This is a genomic window from Rathayibacter sp. AY1E8 (assembly GCF_002931415.1).
GTDB lineage: Bacteria > Actinomycetota > Actinomycetes > Actinomycetales > Microbacteriaceae > Rathayibacter.
On sequence record NZ_PSVI01000025.1, the window covers coordinates 1 to 19,546 of the forward strand.

Consider the following 19,546-nt stretch of genomic DNA (forward strand, 5'->3'; position numbering starts at 1 on the left):
GCGCCGCCCACGGCCGAGCCGACCCGCACGCCGGCTCCCGCTCCGGCCGGCGCCCCGCAGGCGCCCTCCGAGAGCACCTCTCCCGACACCGAGGACGCCCCCACCGGAAGCTGACACCGGAAGCTGACACCCGACCACTCGCCCCACCCGCCCCGCTCGCGGCGGGAACGCCGACGGCCCGGAGGACACTCTCCCCCGGGCCGTCGGCGTCCGTCAGCGCGCGTCGCGGCGGCGGCGCGTCACTCCGAGCGCGAGCGCTCCGCCGGCGAGCAGGGCGAGGGCCGCCGCGGCGGTCCAGCCCGTCTCGACGCCGGTGCTCGCGAGTCCCGAGCCGGTCCGCGGAGGAACGGCGCCGGCCGGAGCGGGAGCCGGCGTGCGGGTCGGCTCGGCCGTGGGCGGCGCGGTGGGCTGCGCGGTCGGCGCCGTGGTCGGCTCAGCCGTCGGCGCCACCGTCGGCTCGACAGTCGGTCCCGGAGTCGGCACCGTCCCCGCCCCGAACACGGACTCCGCGGAGCCGAGCGACGCGAGCACCGTCTCGCCGTTCGCGTCGTCCACGCCGTCGTTGTCGGTCACCGCGAACACCTCGCCGGAGCCGGTGATCCCGAGACCCTCGAGCTTCTCCTGGGTCCAGCCGTTCCCGGCCTGCAGCGCGGGCAGCACGTCGACCGCGAGGGTCTTCTCGAGCATCGGCAGCGTCTCGCCGATCGCCGCGCCCGCCTCCGTCGGCAGCGGCACCGTGTACACGGCCTTCAGCGCGGCGTCCGGCCCGTTGAGCTTGTCGCGCTCGATCACCGCGAGCGTGCCCGCGGGGGTCAGCGTGATCTCCGAGAGCCCGTTCCAGTCGCCGTCCGCCCCGGACACGGCCTCCAGCGGGTAGCCGAAGAAGCTCCAGCTGTCGGCGGCGACGTCGTAGCGCCCGATCCGGACCACTCCGTCGGCGTCGATCGAGGCCTCGCGCTGCAGCGCCGTCCAGACGATCTCACCGGCGGCGCCGTCCTCGACGGTCACGCCCTCGAAGCCCTGCTTGCCCAGCGCTGAGGCGAGCTCCGCGGGCAGGGCGATCCGCTCGGTCACCGCGGCGTCCGCGTCGAGTCGCAGGAGCGCGTTGCCGTCGCCTGTCCCGCCCTCCGTCACGGCCCAGAAGCCGCCGTCGACGCGGGCGGCGATCCCCTCCAGATCCAGAGCGGCGGGCTCGCCGCCCTCGGTCACCGTGAGGGTCGTGTCGAGCAGCGCCGGCGAGACGGAGGTGTCGATCGAGTGGAGTGTGCTCGGCGCGTAGGCGCTGTCGCTCACCGCGTACAGGCGGTCGGGCGCCGCCGGATCGGTCGAGAGGCCCGAGAGCGCGCCCCAGGGCAGCGGCGATCCGTCGACGTCGGCCGACAGCACGGTCGGGAACGCGGGGGCGGAGGCGCCGAGCGCGTAGAGCTGCACGCTCGCGCGGACGGCGGCCTCGGCGTCGTCGGTCTCGCTCGAGACGACCAGCAGGTCGCGCTCGGGCAGGGCGAGCAGCCCCTCCGGGCCGGGCGTCGACGGCAGCGCCTGCACGAAGCGCGGCGCGGTCGGCTCCGACACGTCGTAGACGGCCACGAAGTTGGCCCGCTCGGCGCCGACGAACACGTAGGGGACGCCGTCGAAGGTGGCCGAGAGCAGGCCCTCGGGCTCGGAGCCCTTCGCGTCGGAGCGCTTGTCCGGGTAGAGCCCGAGGCGCACCGCGAGGTGGTCGAACGAGTTCCCGGCGTCCCACTGCACGGCCCCGGTCGCGGCGTCGAGGATCGACCAGCCGCGCGTGCCGCCCTTCCAGTCGCCCTCGTTCGCGATCGCGACGTGGTCGTCGCCGACCCAGCCGATCGCGTCGGGCTCGCGCGGGACGTCGGTGATCGAGCCGGTCAGCGAGATCGAGTCGTCGTCGAGCGTGTCGATGCCGCTGACGGAGGCGGTGCCCGCGGTGTACGAGGCGGTGACGGAGCGGGTGGCCAGGTCGACGATCGCGACGGCGTTGTTCTCCTGCAGCGTCACGGCGACGGCCGTGTCGGCCGGGTTGATCGAGACGTACTCGGGCTCCGGGTCCGACGGGGTGTCGAGGCCGGCGAGACCGGTGAGGTCGACGTGCTCCGGCACCCAGGCGGAGGGGTCGCCCGCGAGGTCCATCACCACGAGCTCCCCGGCGGGCGCCTGCGGGAGGTCGCCCTCCTCGCCGCCCTCGGGGGCGAGGTCCTCGTCGCGCTGGTTCTCGATCGCGATGACCGCGGTCGAGCCGTCGGTGGTGACGTCGATGGAGTCGGGCTGGCCGCCGAGCTCGATGCTCGCGACGGGCGCGAGGTCGTCGGCGTGCAGCACGCTGACGTGGCCGGAGGGGTTCGCGAAGTCGCCGTCGCTCGTGTCGACCACCGCGAGGACGTACTCGCCGGTCGCGTAGACCGACGTCGGCTCGCCGCCCACGCCGACGCCGCCGCGCGGCTCGGGGGCGTCGGGGTCCGAGATGTCGAGGACGTCGATGCGCTGCCCGGCGGAGTCCGTCGAGTAGACCAGGCGGCCGTCGGGCGACGCGCTCGAGATCTCGGCGACGGCGGAGTCGGCGGACGGGTCGGCCGCGTTGAGGTAGGCCGGCACCGTGGCGATACGGGTGAAGAAGGAGTCGCCCGCGGCGGAGGCGGGCAGGGCCGCGGCTCCGAGGGTGCAGCCGGCGAGGGTGACGGTGAGGGCGAGGGCGGCGGTGCGGGTGCGGGTATGACGAGAGGACACGGGTCTCCTGAGCGGCTTCGAAGGAACCCGCCCACGCTGGCCGCCCCCGGTGAACGCGCCGCCGCCCGCAGGTGTCCGCCCGGCGAACGCGCGGTGGCGGAGCCGCGACCGGGCGGGGTCTCGAGACGCCGCGTGCCGCAGTCCGCCGGCACGGACGCCTCGAGATCCGCCAGGCGGCGTGGTCAGCGCGCGAGGCCCTCCGCGGCCGAGCCCCAGGAGCCGAGGGCCGCGCGGACGCGCTCGTCGCGCGCTAGCGTCAGCGCCTCCGCGTACCCCTCCTCCAGCACGTCGTCGAGCCGCACCCGCGCACCCGTCTCGGAGGAGCGGACCGCCGCCTCCACCATCGCGAGGCTCCGCACGTTCGAGTGCACCTCGCCCGAGGGGACCGCCCCCGAGCCCAGCACCCGCACGAACTCCGCGAGCGAGCCCGCGATCTCCTCGGGCACGGGCTCGAGCGTGGCGGTCCGCACCGCCTCCGACTCGCGCGACTGCCACTCCGGAGCGCCGTCGCCGTCCCAGTGCGCGGTGCCGCCGGCCCCGTTCACGCGCCAGTCGCCGTTCCACGAGGTCTCGAGACCGTCGGCGCACCAGCTGCCGGTGTAGCTGAAGCGCACTCCGCCGGCGAACTCGAACACGGCGCTCGCCGCGGCTCCGTCGGCGTACCAGCTCCAGCCCGGGTTGTACTCCTCGCAGTAGACCGCGACCGGGTCGCTGTCGAGCAGGTACCGCGCCGCGTCGAAGGCGTGGATCGCCATGTCGACCAGGAGCACGTGGTCCATCTCGTCGCGGAAGCCGCCGAAGCGGGGCGCCTTCGCGAAGTGCACGGAGGCGGTGCCCAGCTGCCCGAGCCCGGCGATCTGCTCGCGGAAGGCGGTGATCGCCGCGTAGTAGCGGCGCGACTGGCTGGTCATCAGGAGCCGGCTCGAGGCCTCGGCCGTCGCCGCGAGCACCAGCGCCTCGGCGATGGTCGGCGCGATCGGCTTCTCGGAGAGCACGGGCAGCCCGGCGAACAGCGCCTCCGAGCTGACGGGCAGGTGCGCCCGCGGCACGGTCACGTTGACCACGGCGTCGGCGCCGGAGCGCGCGGCGACCTCGGCGACGGAGGTGCCGACCGCGACCGGGCCGACCCCCTCCTCCTCCGCGGCAGCCGTGGCGAGGTCGACGTCGAGGTCGACCAGGCCGACGAGCTCGGCGTCCGGGGAGTCGCGGATGGTGCGGATCCAGGCGCGGCCCATCGCGCCGGCGCCGACCTGGACGAGGCGGACCGTCATCGGACGAGCGCTCCCTCGTAGTCCTGGCCGTTGTGGAAGTCCTCGGTCTCGTAGCGCTGCAGCACCGGGAGGCGGCGCTCGGGGCGCGAGGAGCGCACCCACTCGACGCCGTTCGCGATCACGCGGCGCACCTCGGCCTGGTGGTAGACGGGGTAGTCCTGGTCGCCGGGGGAGAAGAAGAAGATGCGCCCGTGGCCGCGCTTCCAGGTCATGCCGGAGCGGAAGACCTCGCCGCCCGAGAAGGTCGAGAGGAACACGAGCTCGTCGGGCGCCGGCACGTCGAAGAACTCGCCGTACATCTCCTGCTGCGGGATCAGGAAGGGGTGCGGGATCCCCTGGGCGATGGGGTGCGTGGGGTCGACGGTCCAGACCAGCTCGCGGTCCTGCTCCGAGCGCCAGCGCAGCGTGCAGGTGGTGCCCATGAGCTTGCCGAAGATCTTCGACCAGTGGCCGGAGTGCAGGACGACGAGGCCCATGCCCGAGAGGACGTGGCGCTGGACGCGCTCGACGATCTCGTCGGAGACGTCGCCGTGGGCCATGTGGCCCCACCAGACGAGCACGTCGGTGGCGTCGAGGACGTCCTCGGTGAGGCCGTGCTCGGGCTCGTCGAGCGTGGTGGTGGAGACGGAGGCGCGCTCGCCGAGGTTCTCGCGGATGCCGTCGGCGATCGTGCTGTGCATGCCGTCGGGGTAGATCGCGCGGACCTTCTCCTCGATCTGCTCATGGCGGTTCTCGCCCCAGACGAGGACGCGGACGGGGGAGGAGGGTGTGGTCACGGTGTTCCTTCTTCGACGGTGGAGACGGTGCGGCAGTGGGCGGCCCGACACGGGGTTAACCGCTTTACCGGCCGCGTCTCCTAGGATGCGGGAGACGTCCGCCCCGCGTCAACCACGGCCGGGCGGCGCGAGCGGAGGAGGCGCGGTGGCCACGATGAGAGATGTCGCGCGCCTCGCGGGGGTCTCGATCGCGACGGTCTCGTTCGTGGTCAACGACACCAAGCCCGTCTCGCCCGAGACCCGCGAGCGGGTGCGGGCGGCGATGCACGAGCTCGGCTTCCGGCCGCACGCCCTGGCCCGCGCCCTCGCGCGGCGCCGCTCGGGGATCGTCGCGGTCGTCTATCCGCTCGTGTCGAGCCGGCCGCTCAACACCGCCACCTCGTTCCTGCTCGGAGCCGCCGAGGCCGCGGCGGAGCAGGACCACTCGATCGTCCTGTGGCCGACGGTCGGCGGCTCCGACCGCCTCGCGGACCTGCGCGCCGACGGCCTGATCGACGGCGTCGTGCTGATGCAGGTCACCAGCGAGGACGAGCGCGTGCCGGTCCTTCGGGACTCCGGCACGCCCTTCGCCCTCATCGGGCGCACCCGCGACCCGTCCGCCCTCGACTGGGTCGACATCGACTTCGAGGGCATGGTCGAGGAGGCGCTCGGCCGGCTCGCCGGCCTGGGGCACGCGCGGGTGGCGCTCGTGCTCGGCCCGGACCGCGACGCCGCGGCCGACTTCGGCCCCTACGCGCGCACCCAGGAGGCGTTCGCGCTCGCCTGCGCGGCCCGCGGCGTCGAGGGCGTGCTGCTGCGCTGCGAGGAGTCGCCCGCCGGTGGCCGCACCCTCGCCCGCTCGTTCGACCCCGCCTCCGCGACCGCCGTGGTGATCGTCAACGGGGGCGCCGCCGTCGGGTTCGCGCACGAGGTGCGGCACCGCGGGCTGCGCGTGCCCGAGGACCTCTCGATCGTCCTGCTCGCCTCCGACCCCGACGTCGCCGACCTGGCCGACCCGGCGCTCGACCTGCTCGTCGCGCCCGGCCGCGAGCTCGGCCGCCGCGGAGTGGAGGCGCTGCTCGCCCGCCTCGCCGACCCGGCGGCGCCGCTCCTCCAGGAGCGCATCGGCGGCCCGTGGCGCCCCGGCGGCTCGGTCGCCCCTCCGCACTGACGGGCGCCCCGGGAAGCCCCGGGAGCGCGCGCTACGGCACGATCGAGTCGATGTAGCCGCCGTCGACGCGCACGGCGGCGCCCGTGGTGGCCGAGGCGAGCGGGGAGGCGAGGTACGCCACCATGTGGGCGATCTCCTCCGGCTCGATGAGGCGCTTCAGCAGAGACTGCGGCCGGTGCAGGCGCATGAACTCGCGCTGCGCCTCCTCCCACGGGAGCTCGCGGTCGACCAGCTCGTAGACGAAGTCCTCGACGCCGCCCGTGTGGGTCGGCCCGGCGAGCACGCTGTTCACCGTCACCCCGGTGCCGGCGGCGGCCTTGGCGAAGCCTCGCGAGACGCCCAGCAGCGCGGTCTTCGACACTCCGTAGTGGATCATCTCGGCGGGCGTGACGACGGCGGAGTCGCTGCCGATGTAGAGGACGCGGCCCCACTCGCGCTCCATCATCCCCGGGAGGTAGGCACGGGTGAGGCGCACGCCGGTGAGCACGTTGACCTCGAAGTAGCGGCGCCACTCGTCGTCGTCGATGGAGAGCGCATCGGCGGAGCCGAAGATCCCGAGGTTGTTGACGAGCACGTCCACCTCCGCGGCCGCGCGCAGGAGGGAGGCCGTGCCCTTCTCCGTCGACACGTCGGCCGCGACTCCGCGCACCCGCGCCTCCGGCACCGCCGCGCCGACGGCCTCGATCGCCCGGCGGATCGACCGCTCGGAGCGGGCGTTGACGATCACCTCGGCGCCCGCCTCCGCGAGCGTCGTCGCGATGGCCAGCCCGATGCCCTGCCCCGACCCCGTGACGAGGGCCGTGCGCCCGGTGAGATCCAACCCGATCATGCTGCTCCGCTCCGCGCCGCCGCCCGCCGGCCGCGCTCGGGGTCGAGCATGCCACCGAGCCCTGACATCCGGCCCGCTTCCGGCTGAGGACGCCCGCGGGTCGCCGCGGCGTCGCTCGGAACGGCGGAGACCGTTGCCAACCGGACACTCGTGCGTTACGGTCTAATCAATCGGCAATACGTATTAGCCAAGGGTAGTAGGCCGATAACCCAGACTGTCGACGAGGACGAGGCGGACGCGTGACCCCGATGCAAGCAGATGTCGCCGTGATCGGCGGCGGCCTCGGAGGAGTGGCGGCGGCGATCGCCCTCGCCCGCAACGGCCTCTCGGTCGTGCTGACCGAGCAGTACCCGTGGCTGGGCGGCCAGCTCACCTCGCAGGGCGTCCCGCCGGACGAGCACACCTGGGTCGAGCAGTTCGGCGTCACCGCCGACTACCGGCGCCTCCGGGACGGCATCCGCGGCTACTACCGCCGCAACTACCCCCTCACCGCCGAGGCGATGCGCGACGACCGCCTGAACCCCGGCCGCGGACTCGTGAGCAGGCTCTGCGCCGAGCCCCGCGTCGCCGTCGCCGTGCTCGACGAGATGCTCGCCCCCTACCGCTCGAGCGGAGCGATCCGCGTCGTCACCGGCGTCGTCCCCTTCGCCGTCGACGGCGGCCCGGGCCGGATCGAGCGCGTCCTGCTGCGCGACCCGGTCTCGGGCGAGGAGCTCGCCGTCTCCGGACGGTACGTGGTCGACGCGACCGAGACGGGGGAGCTGCTCCCCCTCACGGAGGTCGACTACGTCACGGGCTCCGAGTCGCGCGACGAGCACGGCGAGCCCAGCGCTCCCGCCGTCGCCGACCCGATGAACGTGCAGGCCGTCACCTGGTGCTTCGGCTTCGACAGCGCGGACGGCGACCACACCATCGAACGCCCGGCCGACTACGACTACTGGCACGAGTACGAGGTGCCGTTCTGGGGCGGGAAGCTCCTCTCCTTCACCGCGCCGAACCCGAGGACGCTGCGCCCCGAGACCCGCACGATGCACGTGAACGCCGTGGGCGACACCCGCACCGCGGACCAGCGCGCGCAGGGCGGGGACACCGACCTCTGGATGTTCCGCCGGATCCTCGCGACCGAGACCCTCCGACCGGGCGCGCTCGACAGCGACATCGTGCTCGCGAACTGGCCGATGCTCGACTACCTCGACAGCTCGATCCTCGACGTGCCGGAGCCGGAGAAGCACCTCGCCGGCGCCCGCGCGCTCTCGCTGTCGTACTTCTACTGGCTCCAGACCGAGGCGCCCCGGCCCGACGGCGGCCGCGGCTGGCCCGGGCTCCGGCTCCGCGGCGACGTGATGGGCACCGCCGACGGCCTCGCGCAGGCCCCCTACATCCGCGAGTCCCGCCGGATCCGCGCGCTCACCACCGTGCGCGAGCAGGACGTGTCCGTCGCCGCCCGCGGGACGGGGAGCCCTGCGCGCTTCGACGACTCCGTCGGCGTGGGCATGTACCGGATCGACCTGCACCCGACCACCGGAGGCGACAACTACCTCGACGTGGAGTGCTCGCCGTTCGAGATCCCGCTCGGCGCCCTCGTGCCGCGCACCCCGACGAACCTGCTGCCCGGGGGCAAGAACATCGGGACGACGCACATCACCAACGGCGCGTACCGCCTCCACCCCGTGGAGTGGAACATCGGCGAGGCCGTCGGCGAGCTGGCGGCCCTCGCCCTCGCCGAGGACCTGTCGCCCCACGAGATCGCCGCCGACCCCGCCCTCGTCGCCCGCCTGCAGGCGAGGCTCGAGTCGCGCGGCGTAGAGACCCACTGGCCCGACGTCGTCGGGTACTGACCGGGAACACCGAGAAGACCATTGGAGAAAGAGAGACGATGAGACCAGCGAAGAAGCTGATGGCCTCGCTCGCCGCAGTCGGAGTGATCGCCGCCCTCTCGGGCTGCGGCGCCGCCGGCGGCGGGGACGACTCAGCACCCGTCGCTCTGAGGATGTCCGTCTGGACCTCCGACGAGAAGCAGCTCGCCCTGTTCGACTCGATGGCCGACGAGTACATCGCCGACCACCCCGAGACCGAGTCCGTGACCTTCGAGTCCCTCCCGTTCGCGGACTACAACTCGACCCTGACCACGCAGGCCGCGGGCGGCAACGCCCCCGACCTCGCCTGGGTGGGCGACATCGCGAAGGATCTGATCGACGCCGGAGCACTCGCTCCGCTGACCGAGACCTTCGAGGGGACCGAGGGCTACGAGTACGACGACATCCTGCCCAGCGTGGCGCAGTCGTTCAGCCAGGACGGCGAGCTCTACGCGTACCCGTTCTCCAACTCGCCGTTCGCGCTGTACGTGAATCAGGACCTCATCGCGCAGGCCGGGCAGACCGTCGACCCCGCGACGCTCAGCTGGGAGGACGTCGACCGCATCGGCGCGGCCGTCAACGAGTCGACCGGCAAGGCCGGCTACATCATCCGCGACTTCGACTTCTCGGGCTGGCTGAGCCTCGCGAACCTCTGGGCGGGCTGGGGAGCCCAGCCGTGGAGCGACGACGGGACCCAGTGCACGATGGACTCGCCCGAGATGGTGGAGGCGTTCCAGTTCTTCCACGACTCGGTCTACGTCAGCGGCGCGACCCCCGGACCCGGCGTGACGGCGGACTTCTTCGCCGGCGACGCCGCGTTCACGACCGCGCAGGTCTCGCGGGCGAGCCTGCTCGACGGCTCGTTCCCGTTCGAGATCTACCCGCTGCCCGTCGGCCCCGCCGGCGAGTACGGCAACATCGGCCAGGCCGGCATGGCCGCGCTCGCAGGCGGCGACCACGTGGAGGAGGCGACCGGCTTCCTCTCGTTCATGACCAACCCGGAGAACTCCGCCAAGCTCGCGCAGTTCTTCCCGCCGCCCCGCGAGTCGCTGCTGTCCGGTGAGGAGCTGGCGAAGGTCAACACCCGCCTCAGCGCCGAGCAGCTCGACCGCGTCGTGGTCGACGAGCTGGCCGACGTGTCCGCCACCCCTCCGGTGACGAGCCCTGCCGAGATCACCTCGGTCGGCAAGACGGCGCTGGACCGCATGTGGTCGGCCGACGCCGACGTCGCCGAGGTGCTCGGAGGCGTCTGCGACGCCATCGCGCCCGTCCTCCAGGGGAAGTGATCCCGTGACCGCGACCTCGACGGACAGCCGCCGATCCGCTCCCGCCGGCGCCTACTGGAACCTCCGGCGCCGCGACGCGCTCGCCGGCTGGCTCTTCATCGCGCCCCAGCTGCTCGGTGTGATCGTGTTCGTGCTGCTGCCCGTCGGGCTCGCGGTCTGGTTCAGCCTCAACGAGTGGAACGTCTTCACCGGCTCCATGACCTTCGTGGGCGGCGAGAACTACGAGCGGGCGATCAACGACCCGAGCATCGGCGCGGTGCTCGGCACGACCGCGGTCTTCTCCGGGGGAGTGGTCGTCCTGAACCTCGCCCTCGGGCTGGGCCTGGCCGTGCTGCTCAACCGGAGGATCCCGGGCGGCGCCCTGTTCCGCACGCTCTTCTTCTCGCCCGTCGTCATCTCGGTGGTCGCCTGGACCCTCGTCTGGGGCTTCCTCCTCCAGGACAACGGCGCGATCAACGGCCTGCTCTCGCTGGTCGGCCTCGACGGGCCGAACTGGCTCCAGGAGGGACCCACCGCGATGGCGAGCGTCATCGTCACGCAGGTCATCCGCAGCGTCGGCGTCAACATGGTGCTCTTCCTCGCCGCGCTGCAGGGGGTGCCGGGCGACCTCTACGAGGCGGCCCGCCTGGACGGCGCGAGCCCCCGCGCGATCTTCTTCCGGATCACGCTCCCGCTCATCTCGCCCACCCTGCTCCTCACCGGCATCCTCACGATCGTCGGCTCGCTGCAGGCGTTCGCGCAGGTCGCCGTCCTGACCGAGGGCGGGCCGGAGCTGTCGACGACAGTGCTCGTCTACTACGTGTTCCAACAGGCCTTCGAGTTCAGCGACATCGGCTACGGCGCGACGCTCTCGCTGATGCTGCTCCTCTTCGTCCTGATCCTCACGGTCGTGCAGTGGCAGCTGCGCAGGAAATGGGTCTTCTATGAGAACTGACGCCGTCGTCGAGCAGGGGACCCCGCTCACGCCACGCCTCGAAGCCGTCCCGGAGCCGCCCGTCAAGCGCCGCCGCGGCCGCAGCCCGCTCATGACCGCCCTGCTCGTCGTGACGCTGATCCTGCTCGTGCTGCCGTTCGCGGTGCCGACGTTCTGGATGATCGCCTCGTCGTTCAAGCCGGTGAACGAGATCTTCTCGAACCCGCCGACCCTGCTGCCGGACTCGCCGAGCCTGGCGGGCTACGCCGAGGCGTTCCGGTTCCAGCCGTTCGCGCTCCAGTACTGGAACAGCCTCTACATCGCGGTCACGGTCACCGTGGTCACGCTGCTGGTGTCGAGCCTGGCCGGCTACGCCTTCGCCCGGATCCCGTTCCCAGGCCGCAACGCGGTGTTCCTCGTCGTCCTGACCGGCCTGCTGGTGCCGACGGAGGTGACGATCATCCCGCTGTTCCAGATCTTCCGGCAGCTCGGCTTCATCGACACCCACGTGCCGCTGCTGCTGGTGCCGATGGTCGGAGCGCCGGCGGTGCTGGGCACGTTCATCATGCGGCAGTACTTCATCGCGATGCCCGGCGAGCTCGAGGAGGCCGCGCGCCTGGACGGCCTCGGCCGCTTCGGGATCTGGCGGCGCATCTTCCTGCCGCTGTCCAAGCCCGCGCTGTCGGCCGTCGCGATCCTGACCTTCCTCGGGTCCTGGAACATGTACCTCGAGCCGACGGTCTACCTGACCTCGCCCGAGCTCTTCACCCTGCCCCAGGCGCTCACCCGCTTCACCGACGCCTACGGCGGGGAGATGTGGGACGTGCAGCTCGCCGCGGCGACGATGACGGTCGTGCCCGTGCTGGCCGTGTTCCTCCTCGCTCAGCGGCAGTTCGTGGAAGGGCTCGCGCACTCCGGTCTGAAAGGCTGACCCGGTGTTCACGGATCGCCCCCTCGCCGCCCTCCGCGAGTTCCGTGCAGAGGTCGCGGAGCCCGACGACTTCGACGCCTTCTGGCGGGCCACCCTCGCGCTCGGGTGGGAGGGCGGCTCCGCCGTGAGCGCCGCGCCGGTCGACGCGGGCCTCCCGCTGGTGCGGGTGCGGGACGTGCGGTTCCCCGGCTTCGCGGGCGAGCCGATCGCCGCCTGGCTGGTGACCCCCGCGGTCGACCCGGGCGCCCCGCTCCCCGTGGTGATCGAGTACCCCGGGTACGGCAGCGGACGGGGCCGGCCGATCGAGCACCTCTGGATCGCCTCCGCCGGGTACGCGCACCTGGTCGTCGACGCGCGAGGCCAGGGAGCCGGCCGCCTCGCCCGCTCCGGAGCCACCCCCGACCCCCACGGCAGCGGACCCGCGTACCCCGGGGTCACGACCCGCGGCATCGAGTCGCCCGAGACGTACTACTACCGGCGCCTGATCGCGGACGCGGCGCTCGCCGTCGACGCGGTGGAGGCGCTCCCCGGGCTGGACCCGGACCGCGTGTCGGTCTTCGGCGGCAGCCAGGGCGGAGCGCTCGCGACCGCCGCGGCGGCGCTGCGCCCCCGGGTGCGCGCGGCGATCGCCCTGGTGCCCTTCCTCTCCGACGTCCTGCGCGCGACGACCGTCACGAACGAGGCTCCCTACGTGGAGATCGCCCGCTACCTGGCGACCCGCCCCGAGGACCTCGACGCCGTCGAGCGGACCCTCTCCTACGTCGACGGCGTCCACTTCTCGCGGCGCCTGCGCTGCCGGGTGCACCGCTCGGTCGGCCTGATGGACCCGATCTGCCCGCCCTCGACGGTCTTCGCCTCCCACAACGTCTCGGGCGGCGAGACGTCGATCGACGTGTGGCCGTACAGCGGGCACGAGGGCGGCGGGGTCGGCGACCGCGAGCGGGCGCTGGAAGTGCTGCGAGAGGTCCTGTGACCGGACGGGCGTGACCCCGCGTCTCAGGACGTCGGCGCCTCCTCCATCCCCAGCCGCATCGCCAGGTCCATGGCGCGCAGGCGGGCCGGCGAGACGTCGTAGGGCAAGCTCCGGATGATCTCGCCGGCGCTCCGGGCGCGGGAGCCCTGTGCGGGATCGGGGGCCGGCGCGGGGTCCTCGGGCGGGTGCGCCTCGTCCCACGCGTCGAAGATCGCCTCGTCCTCCTCGAGCTGACCGGACTCCTCGACGACGCGCATCAGCCGGGCCTCGAAGGCGTGCCGCTCCCGCGCCACCTGCTCCACCCGGGGGTCGTCCTCGGCGACCGTGTCGTCGAGGGCCTCCTCGGCGGCGTCGACGCGGTCGGCCTCCGCCCGCAGCGCCGGATCGGCGGCCAGGACCACGAAGCGGCCGGCCTGGGAGACGGCGCCCAGCGGGCCGAACATCCGCTCGGTGACCAGCAGGGTGTCGAGGTCGGCCTGGCGCAGCGAGCCCTCGGGTGCGCCCTCGAGGCGGCGCGAGACGATGTCGTCGAGCAGCCCCAGCCGGCCGCCGAGGGTCCGCATGCGCCGGACCGAGGCCCGCTTCCGCTGCAGCTCCTCCTCCTGCGCGGCGAGCGCGTCGTCCAGCCGCGCGAGGACGCCCGCGACCTCGTCCTCGCGGTCGGCGCTGTCCTCGGCGCCGGCCGGGGCTGCGACGGCGAAGGCGTCCCGGATGTCCTCGAGTGCGACCCCGGCGTCGGCCAGGCGGCGGATCCAGAGCAGCCGGATGATGTCGTCGTAGCCGTAGCGCCTGCGGCCGTCTCCGCCCCGCTCGCGCTCGGGGAGCAGGCCGAGCCGGTGGTAGTGGCGGATCGCCCGCGGAGTGACGCCGGCGAACGCGGCGGCGTCGCCGATCTGCACCTGGCGGGGCGGGGCGGGGAACGACTGCATGGGGGGAACCTCTCCGATCGGGACGGTGTGCATCGAGCAGACCACATGACGCAGGGGCAGGAGCAAGCCGACCCGGCCTGCTCCCGCCCCTCGTCCCCTCGCGCTCAGCGCGCCAGGCGCACCGTCGCGATCTCGAACGGACGCAGCTCGAGCCGCACGTCGGCCGACTCCGCCTCGACGGAGCTCTCAATGCGGACCTGCTCGGTCTGGCGCTCCATCAGGTCGGTGCGGGTGACCGCCCGGACGGCGAAGGCGGCGCGGAGGGTCGCTGCGGCGCGGCGGCCGAGCGACTCGTAGAGCCGCACGATCACGTCGCCGCTCCCGTCGTCCGCCGCCTTCACGGCCTCGACGATGACCGAGGGGTCGTCGATCGACACCAGGGGAGCGACGGGCGCGGCGCCGGTGAGCCTGCGGACCGGGGTGTTCAGCGCGTAGCCGGCCTCGACGGCGTCGGGCAGCTCGGCGCCGACCACGAGCGAGACGGCGAGGCGGTGGCGGCCCTGGTCGGCGTCCGGGTCGGGGAACAGCGGCGCGCGCAGGAGCGAGAGCCGGACCGTGGTCGTCGGGGTGCCGGCCGCGGCGCGGTCGCGGGTGATGTCGTGCCCGTAGGTGGAGTCGTTGACGACCGCGACGCCGAAGCCCGGCTCGCCGACGTGCACCCAGCGGTGCGCGACGGTCTCGAAGCGGGCGGCGTCCCACGTCGTGTTCACGTGGGTCGGGCGGTGCACGTGGCCGAACTGGATCTCGGACGTCGCCCGGTCCGAGAGCAGGTCGAGCGGGAAGGCGAGCTTGAGCAGCTTGCGGCGCTCGTGCCAGTCGATGTCGAGGCCGAGGTCGACGGCCGCCCGGCCGATCTGCAGCGAGACGGTCTGCACGACCGTGGAGCCGCCGAACGAGCGGGTGATCACGACCGCCGGCACCTCGCGGCCGAGCGGGTCGCTCACGGTGCCGGCGCGGACCGAGTCGACGCCGACGAGGTCCTCCACCGTGCGGCGGTAGTTGTCGTCGAGGTCCCAGGCGTCCCACTTGTTCGGGGTGTCGCGGTGGAGCTGGAGGAGCCCCGCGGCGGCACCGGCGGGCACGACCTCCCGGCCGCTCGCGAGGTCCACGACCGACTCGAGGAGCCCGGAGGCGCCGATCCGCACCCGGACGAGCCCGTTGTCGAGGACGTGGGCGTCGCCGTCGGAGCGGAGCGTCGGGGCCGAGTGCTCCGCGGCGGGGTCGGCCGCGGCCGCGCCGAGCGCCGGCACGCCCCCGACGGCGAAGGGGGAGGAGTTCACCAGCAGCTCCGCGGAGCCCTCGCCGGCGAGGGCCCGGACGGTCTCGGCGATCATCTCCTCGATCCGCTGCGCGATGCGGGCGTAGTTCTCCTCCGCCTCGCGGTGCACCCAGGCGATGGAGGTGCCGGGCAGGATGTCGTGGAACTGCTGCAGGAGGACCGTCCGCCACATCTCGCGCAGCTCGTCGGCCGGGTACGGGACCCCGGCGCGGACGAGGGCCGTGGTCGCCCACAGCTCGATCTCGCGGAGCAGGTGCTCGCTGCGGCGGTTGCCCTGCTTGGTGCGCGCCTGCGACGTGTAGGTGCCGCGGTGGAACTCGAGGTAGAGCTCGCCCGACCAGGTGGGCGCGTCCGGGTACTCGGCCTGCGCCTCCTCGAAGAAGCGGCGGGGCGTGGACAGCTCGACGGTCGGCGAGCCCTCGAGGCTGCGCGTGCGGCGGGCGGCCGCGATCATCTCGCGGTTGGGGCCTCCTCCGCCGTCGCCGTAGCCGAAGGGCACGAGCGACATGGTGCCGCTGCCCTTCTCGGCGTACTGGCGCTCGGCGCGGGCGAGGTCCTCGCCGGAGAGGTCGGAGTTGTAGAGGTCGACGGGCGGGAAGTGCGTGAACACGCGGGTGCCGTCGATGCCCTCCCACCAGAAGGTGTGGTGGGGCATCGTGTTGGTCTCGTTCCACGAGATCTTCTGCGTGAGGAACCAGCGCCCGCCCGCTCCGGCGATGATCTGCGGCAGCGCGGCGGAGTAGCCGAAGGAGTCCGGGAGCCAGACCTCCTCGGTGTCGATCCCGAACTCGTCGAGGAAGAAGCGCTTGCCCTCGAGCAGCTGGCGCACGAGCGCCTCGCCGCCGGGCATGTTCGTGTCCGACTCGACCCACATCCCGCCGACCGGCACGAAGCGGCCCGCGAGCACGTGGCCGCGGACGCGCTCGAACAGCTCCGAGTGGTCGCGCTTCAGCCACGCGTACTGCTGCGCGGAGGAGGCGGCGAAGACGAAGCCCTCCTCGCGCTCGATCAGGTCGCAGACGTTCGAGAAGGTGCGGGCCACCTTGCGGGCGGTCTCGCGGGCGGGCCAGAGCCAGGCGGAGTCGATGTGGGCGTGGCCGACGGCGTGCAGGTGGTGCACGCTGGCCGAGGCGGGGCGCTCGAGGACCGTCCGCAGCGCCTCCCGGCCCGCGGCGGCGGTGCCGGACACGTCGTCCGGATCGAGGACGTCGACGGCGCGGTCGAGGGCGCGGACGATCTCGGCGCGCCGCTGGGAGGACCCGGGCAGCTGCCCGATCAGCCCGACGAGCACGGCCATGTCCTGCTCCAGCTCCCAGACCTCCCGGTCGAGCAGCCCGAGCTCGAGACGGCGGAGGCGGTAGAGCGGGTCGGACGGCAGGGCGCCGTCGGCGGGGCGGCCGCCGAGCGCCGTGGGGGTGAAGGACCAGTCACCGGTGATGTTCGGGTTGGCGGCGGCCTCGATGTAGAGCTCGACCGTGCGGTCGCCCGCCTCGCGGCCGGGCAGCCGGTCGAGCGGGACCGACTGGTTGAACGGCTCGACGGCCTTCACGACCGTGCCGGTCGCGGTGAAGACGAGCCCCTCCGCCTCGAAGCCGGACTGGGCGCCGGTGTAGCCGAGGTCGACGACGAGCTCGGGCTCGCAGCCGTCGACGCCGACCCAGGAGGCGGGGATCTCGCCGCGCACGTGGAACCACACGGTGCCCCACGGGGCACCCCACGGCTCCCCGATGCGGGCGGGCGCGTAGGACGCGGCCCGCGCCTGCTCGAAGGGGACCGGCTCGCCCGGAGCGGTCCACGACTCGATCCCGAGCGGCTCGACCGCCCGGTGGATAGCCGGCCGGAGGCTCTCGGCGCGGAAGCGGGCGATGCGGGCTTCGATGCGGGTGCTGTCGTCATGCATGCGTTCTGGTGCTCGTTCCGTGTGCAGTGGGGGAGGGCGGCGGCGCGGAGGGCGCCGCCGCCCGGGGTCAGGAGGCGATGACGACGCGGTGCCCGTCGGGGAAGACGGCCACCTTCCGCCAGGTGTCGCCGGAGCGCTCCCAGCCCTCGTTGACCTGTCCGGCCGGAGGGGTCGGGATGGTCTCGGGGGCGCGGGCGACCGTGGTGTAGCCGGCCGCGCGCTCCACCCGGCCGCGGCCGAGCTCGAACGAGGTCAGGCGTCCGTCGTCGACGATCAGCGAGCCCTCGTCCACTCCCGCGGCGCCGCGCTCGATGAACGGGTTCACGAGGCGCGTCTGCGAGGAGTCGCTGCCCAGCACGATCGCCTTCTGCTGCGGGAAGCGGCCGAGGCTGAGCCCGTAGAAGCCGCCGAGGACGGTGAGGTTGCGCACCTCGAAGTCCGCTCCGCCGTTCGTCAGGCCGACGCCGAGGCAGTTCGCGCCCGAGGTCGGGAAGAAATTCGGGTTCACGATCATGTGGCTCGTGCCGGCCTCGATCAGCACCTCCCAGCCGTCGCGGGAGCCCTCCGAGCGGAAGTTGATCAGGGTCAGGCCGGAGTTGACCGAGCGCCGGTTCTCGTTGCGGATCGACCGGAGGCCGACCGTGCCGCCGATGGCCTGGCAGTCGAGCAGCGTCATGTTCGTCGGCGCGAGGAGGAAGCCGCCGAGGCCGGGGCTGATCGCCTCGACGTTGGTCATCGACCCGCCGATGGAGGCCTTGCCCGAGTCCTCCACGCCCCAGCCGGCGGGGGCGACGATCTTGATCTTGTTCCAGGAGTTGGCGTACGAGTACTCGTCGTCGACGCCCGACACGAAGGTGGCGCGCTCGCGGAAGATGCCCGACTTGCCGGTCTTCTGGATCCACAGGTTGCGGAACTCGCAGTTGACCAGCGAGCGCAGCGACATCCCGTGGCCGCCGGAGGGCGTGCCCGTCATCTCGAAGTCGGCGAGGACGACGCCGGTGGCCTTGTTGTTGTTGGCGGGACCGGCCGCGTCGCCGGTCTGGCCGGAGACGGTGAAGATGTCGCGGGTCGAGCCCTCGATCTGGACGATCCTCGTCTGGCGCATGCCGGCGCCGACGATCTTCGGCCCGGCGTAGCCGTAGGGCGGCCCGTTCTCGGGCTGCACCGGGTAGCCGCGGTAGTCGACCACGAGGCCCGTCACCCGGATCTCGCCGGCGGGCAGCGACACCTCGCCGCCCGGAGCGGTCATCGCCTTGTCGATGGCCGCCTGCACCGCGCGGGTGTTGTCGGCGCCGGCGCGGTCGTCCCAGCGGAACTCCTTGTCGAGCGGCGAGATCGGCCCCTCGGTGACGCTCAGGCGCTTCTTCTGCCCGGGAGCGTCGGCCGGGGGCGCGGCGGCGGCCGGAGTGGCGGCGCCGACGGCTCCTGCCGCGCCGGCGAGGGCGGCGGCGCCCCCGGCGAGGAAGAGGCGGCGGGAGTTGTCGGGCCTGCGCTGCGGATCGTGCTCGGGCTGCTGATCGGGCTTGTGCTGCCGATCGGGCCTCGGGGAGGCCGTGGTCTGGTTGTCTGGGTCTGCGGGATTCATCATCGTCGACGTTCCGCCCTCTCTCGCCCCGGATGGGCGTACGGCGATCCTTCGTCATCGGTAGCCTGAGGTCAAGACGTAATACCTATTACCAGGATGAAGCGGGGGTGTCCGGGTGCCGCGGATCACGCAGAAGGACATCGCGCGTCTCGCGGGAGTCAGCCAGACGACGGTGTCGTTCGTGCTCAACGACAAGGGCGAGCAGCTCGCCCGGGTCCCGGAGGCGACGCGGGCGCGGATCCTCAAGGCGATCCAGGAGACGGGGTACGTCGCCGACCCCATCGCGCGCCGCCTCAAGCAGGTCGGCACCGGCATGATCGGCGTCTACACCTACGAGAGCCTGTTCCCGCTCGATCGCGAGGACTTCTTCCATCCGTTCCTCGCCGGCATCGAGGAGGAGGCGCAGAACCGCGACATCGACCTCCTCCTGCTGACCAGCGGTCGCGTCGGCGGCCGTCGCGGCGGCCTCAGCGGCGGCACCACCCGGCTGCGCCTGGCCGACTCCTGCATCCTCCTCGGGCAGCGCATGCCCCGCGAGGAGCTCGAGTTCCTCAACGCGAGCGGCTTCTCCTTCGTCAGCATCGGCCGCCGCGACGACGCCGGCGGGCCCGTGCCCTACGTGGCCGCCGACTACGCGTCGATCGTCCGCGAGCTGATCTCCTGCGCGCGCGCCCTCGGCCACACCCGCTTCGCCTACGCCGGCCACGGCGAGGGCGTCGAGTCGTACACCGACCGCATGGCCGGCGCGCGGGCCGAGCTCGGCGACGGCTTCCTCCACCTCGTCCCGGGGCCGGAGGCGTCGCCGCGGAAGTGGATCCGCCGGATCGCCGCCGAGGGCGTCACGGTCGTCCTCGCCGAGCAGGAGGAGCAGTTCGTCCTCCTGCAGGAGGCCGCCGAGGCCGAGGGGGTGGCGGTGCCGGGCGACCTGTCGCTGGTGTCGCTCTCCGGATCCGCCGATCGCACCGGCTGGCAGGCCGGCTTCGAGCTGCCCCGGCGCGACATGGGCCGCCGCGCCGTGCAGATCCTCATCGAGGGCGACCCCGCGCGACGGGAGCAGCAGTTCCTCCGCTGCACGCTCGTGGACGGCGCCTCCCTGGCCGCGGCTCCGGCCTGACCGGTCGGCCCT

At 73.2% G+C, this 19,546-nt stretch carries 14 protein-coding genes; 7 read left to right on the forward strand and 7 right to left on the reverse strand.

Translation table 11 applies throughout. The features are described 5' to 3' along the window. Positions 1-213 precede the first annotated feature (213 nt). The 3 genes from C5C74_RS09120 to C5C74_RS09130 all read right to left on the reverse strand — a co-directional run bounded on the left by C5C74_RS09120 (position 214) and on the right by C5C74_RS09130 (position 4,789). Entirely contained in the window at positions 214-2,742 is a 2,529-nt protein-coding gene (locus C5C74_RS09120) for an esterase-like activity of phytase family protein (RefSeq protein ID WP_181134678.1), read from the reverse strand. Between the two features lie 182 nt (positions 2,743-2,924). Then, positions 2,925-4,013, reverse strand: a complete 1,089-nt coding sequence (locus C5C74_RS09125; RefSeq protein ID WP_104351380.1) for a Gfo/Idh/MocA family protein — start codon at positions 4,011-4,013, stop codon at positions 2,925-2,927. After that, positions 4,010-4,789, reverse strand: coding sequence for a ThuA domain-containing protein (locus C5C74_RS09130; RefSeq protein WP_104324580.1), 780 nt, complete (start codon positions 4,787-4,789; stop codon positions 4,010-4,012). Before C5C74_RS09130 ends, C5C74_RS09125 begins: the two co-directional genes overlap by 4 nt. 154 nt (positions 4,790-4,943) lie before the next feature. Between C5C74_RS09130 and C5C74_RS09135 the strand changes: the two genes are divergently transcribed. Then, the gene (locus tag C5C74_RS09135) at positions 4,944-5,939 is read left to right on the forward strand and encodes a LacI family DNA-binding transcriptional regulator (RefSeq protein WP_258063345.1); all 996 of its coding nucleotides are present in this window, start codon (positions 4,944-4,946) and stop codon (positions 5,937-5,939) included. A 31-nt stretch (positions 5,940-5,970) separates the two neighbouring features. On the opposite strand, the gene C5C74_RS09140 is transcribed toward C5C74_RS09135, so the two are convergent. Continuing rightward, positions 5,971-6,765: an SDR family NAD(P)-dependent oxidoreductase gene (locus C5C74_RS09140; RefSeq protein ID WP_104224325.1), complete on the reverse strand. Its 795-nt coding sequence runs from the start codon at positions 6,763-6,765 to the stop codon at positions 5,971-5,973. Between the two features lie 251 nt (positions 6,766-7,016). Here C5C74_RS09140 and C5C74_RS09145 point away from each other — a divergent pair, with 251 nt between their 5' ends. The 5 genes from C5C74_RS09145 to C5C74_RS09165 are packed head-to-tail and all read left to right on the forward strand — an operon-like array spanning position 7,017 to position 12,727. Next, the gene (locus C5C74_RS09145) at positions 7,017-8,606 is read left to right on the forward strand and encodes an FAD-dependent oxidoreductase (RefSeq protein WP_104351405.1); all 1,590 of its coding nucleotides are present in this window, start codon (positions 7,017-7,019) and stop codon (positions 8,604-8,606) included. A gap of 38 nt (positions 8,607-8,644) precedes the next feature. After that, a complete protein-coding gene (locus C5C74_RS09150; RefSeq protein ID WP_104351381.1) occupies positions 8,645-9,910 on the forward strand; it encodes a sugar ABC transporter substrate-binding protein in 1,266 nt (421 codons plus the stop codon). Positions 9,911-9,914: 4 nt separating this feature from the next. Continuing rightward, positions 9,915-10,844, forward strand: a complete 930-nt coding sequence (locus tag C5C74_RS09155; protein ID WP_104224314.1) for a carbohydrate ABC transporter permease — start codon at positions 9,915-9,917, stop codon at positions 10,842-10,844. Beyond that, positions 10,834-11,754 carry a carbohydrate ABC transporter permease gene (locus C5C74_RS09160; protein WP_244229554.1) on the forward strand — a complete coding sequence of 307 codons (921 nt, stop codon included), beginning with the start codon at positions 10,834-10,836 and terminating at the stop codon, positions 11,752-11,754. The genes C5C74_RS09155 and C5C74_RS09160 overlap by 11 nt, the downstream gene beginning before the upstream one ends. 4 nt (positions 11,755-11,758) lie before the next feature. Then, on the forward strand, positions 11,759-12,727 hold the full coding sequence (locus C5C74_RS09165; protein WP_104224313.1) for an acetylxylan esterase: 969 nt from the start codon (positions 11,759-11,761) through the stop codon (positions 12,725-12,727). Positions 12,728-12,750: 23 nt separating this feature from the next. Here the strand turns inward: C5C74_RS09165 and C5C74_RS09170 are convergent, their stop codons facing one another. The 3 genes from C5C74_RS09170 to C5C74_RS09180 all read right to left on the reverse strand — a co-directional run bounded on the left by C5C74_RS09170 (position 12,751) and on the right by C5C74_RS09180 (position 18,423). Then, entirely contained in the window at positions 12,751-13,656 is a 906-nt protein-coding gene (locus C5C74_RS09170; RefSeq protein WP_104297735.1) for a MerR family transcriptional regulator, read from the reverse strand. A 104-nt stretch (positions 13,657-13,760) separates the two neighbouring features. Beyond that, the gene (locus C5C74_RS09175; RefSeq protein WP_104351382.1) at positions 13,761-16,835 is read right to left on the reverse strand and encodes a glycoside hydrolase family 38 C-terminal domain-containing protein; all 3,075 of its coding nucleotides are present in this window, start codon (positions 16,833-16,835) and stop codon (positions 13,761-13,763) included. A gap of 67 nt (positions 16,836-16,902) precedes the next feature. After that, on the reverse strand, positions 16,903-18,423 hold the full coding sequence (locus C5C74_RS09180) for a hypothetical protein (RefSeq protein WP_104351383.1): 1,521 nt from the start codon (positions 18,421-18,423) through the stop codon (positions 16,903-16,905). A gap of 112 nt (positions 18,424-18,535) precedes the next feature. Between C5C74_RS09180 and C5C74_RS09185 the strand changes: the two genes are divergently transcribed. Continuing rightward, positions 18,536-19,534 (forward strand): LacI family DNA-binding transcriptional regulator, encoded by a 999-nt coding sequence (locus tag C5C74_RS09185; protein ID WP_104351384.1) that lies wholly within the window; start codon positions 18,536-18,538, stop codon positions 19,532-19,534. Positions 19,535-19,546: the final 12 nt, after the last annotated feature.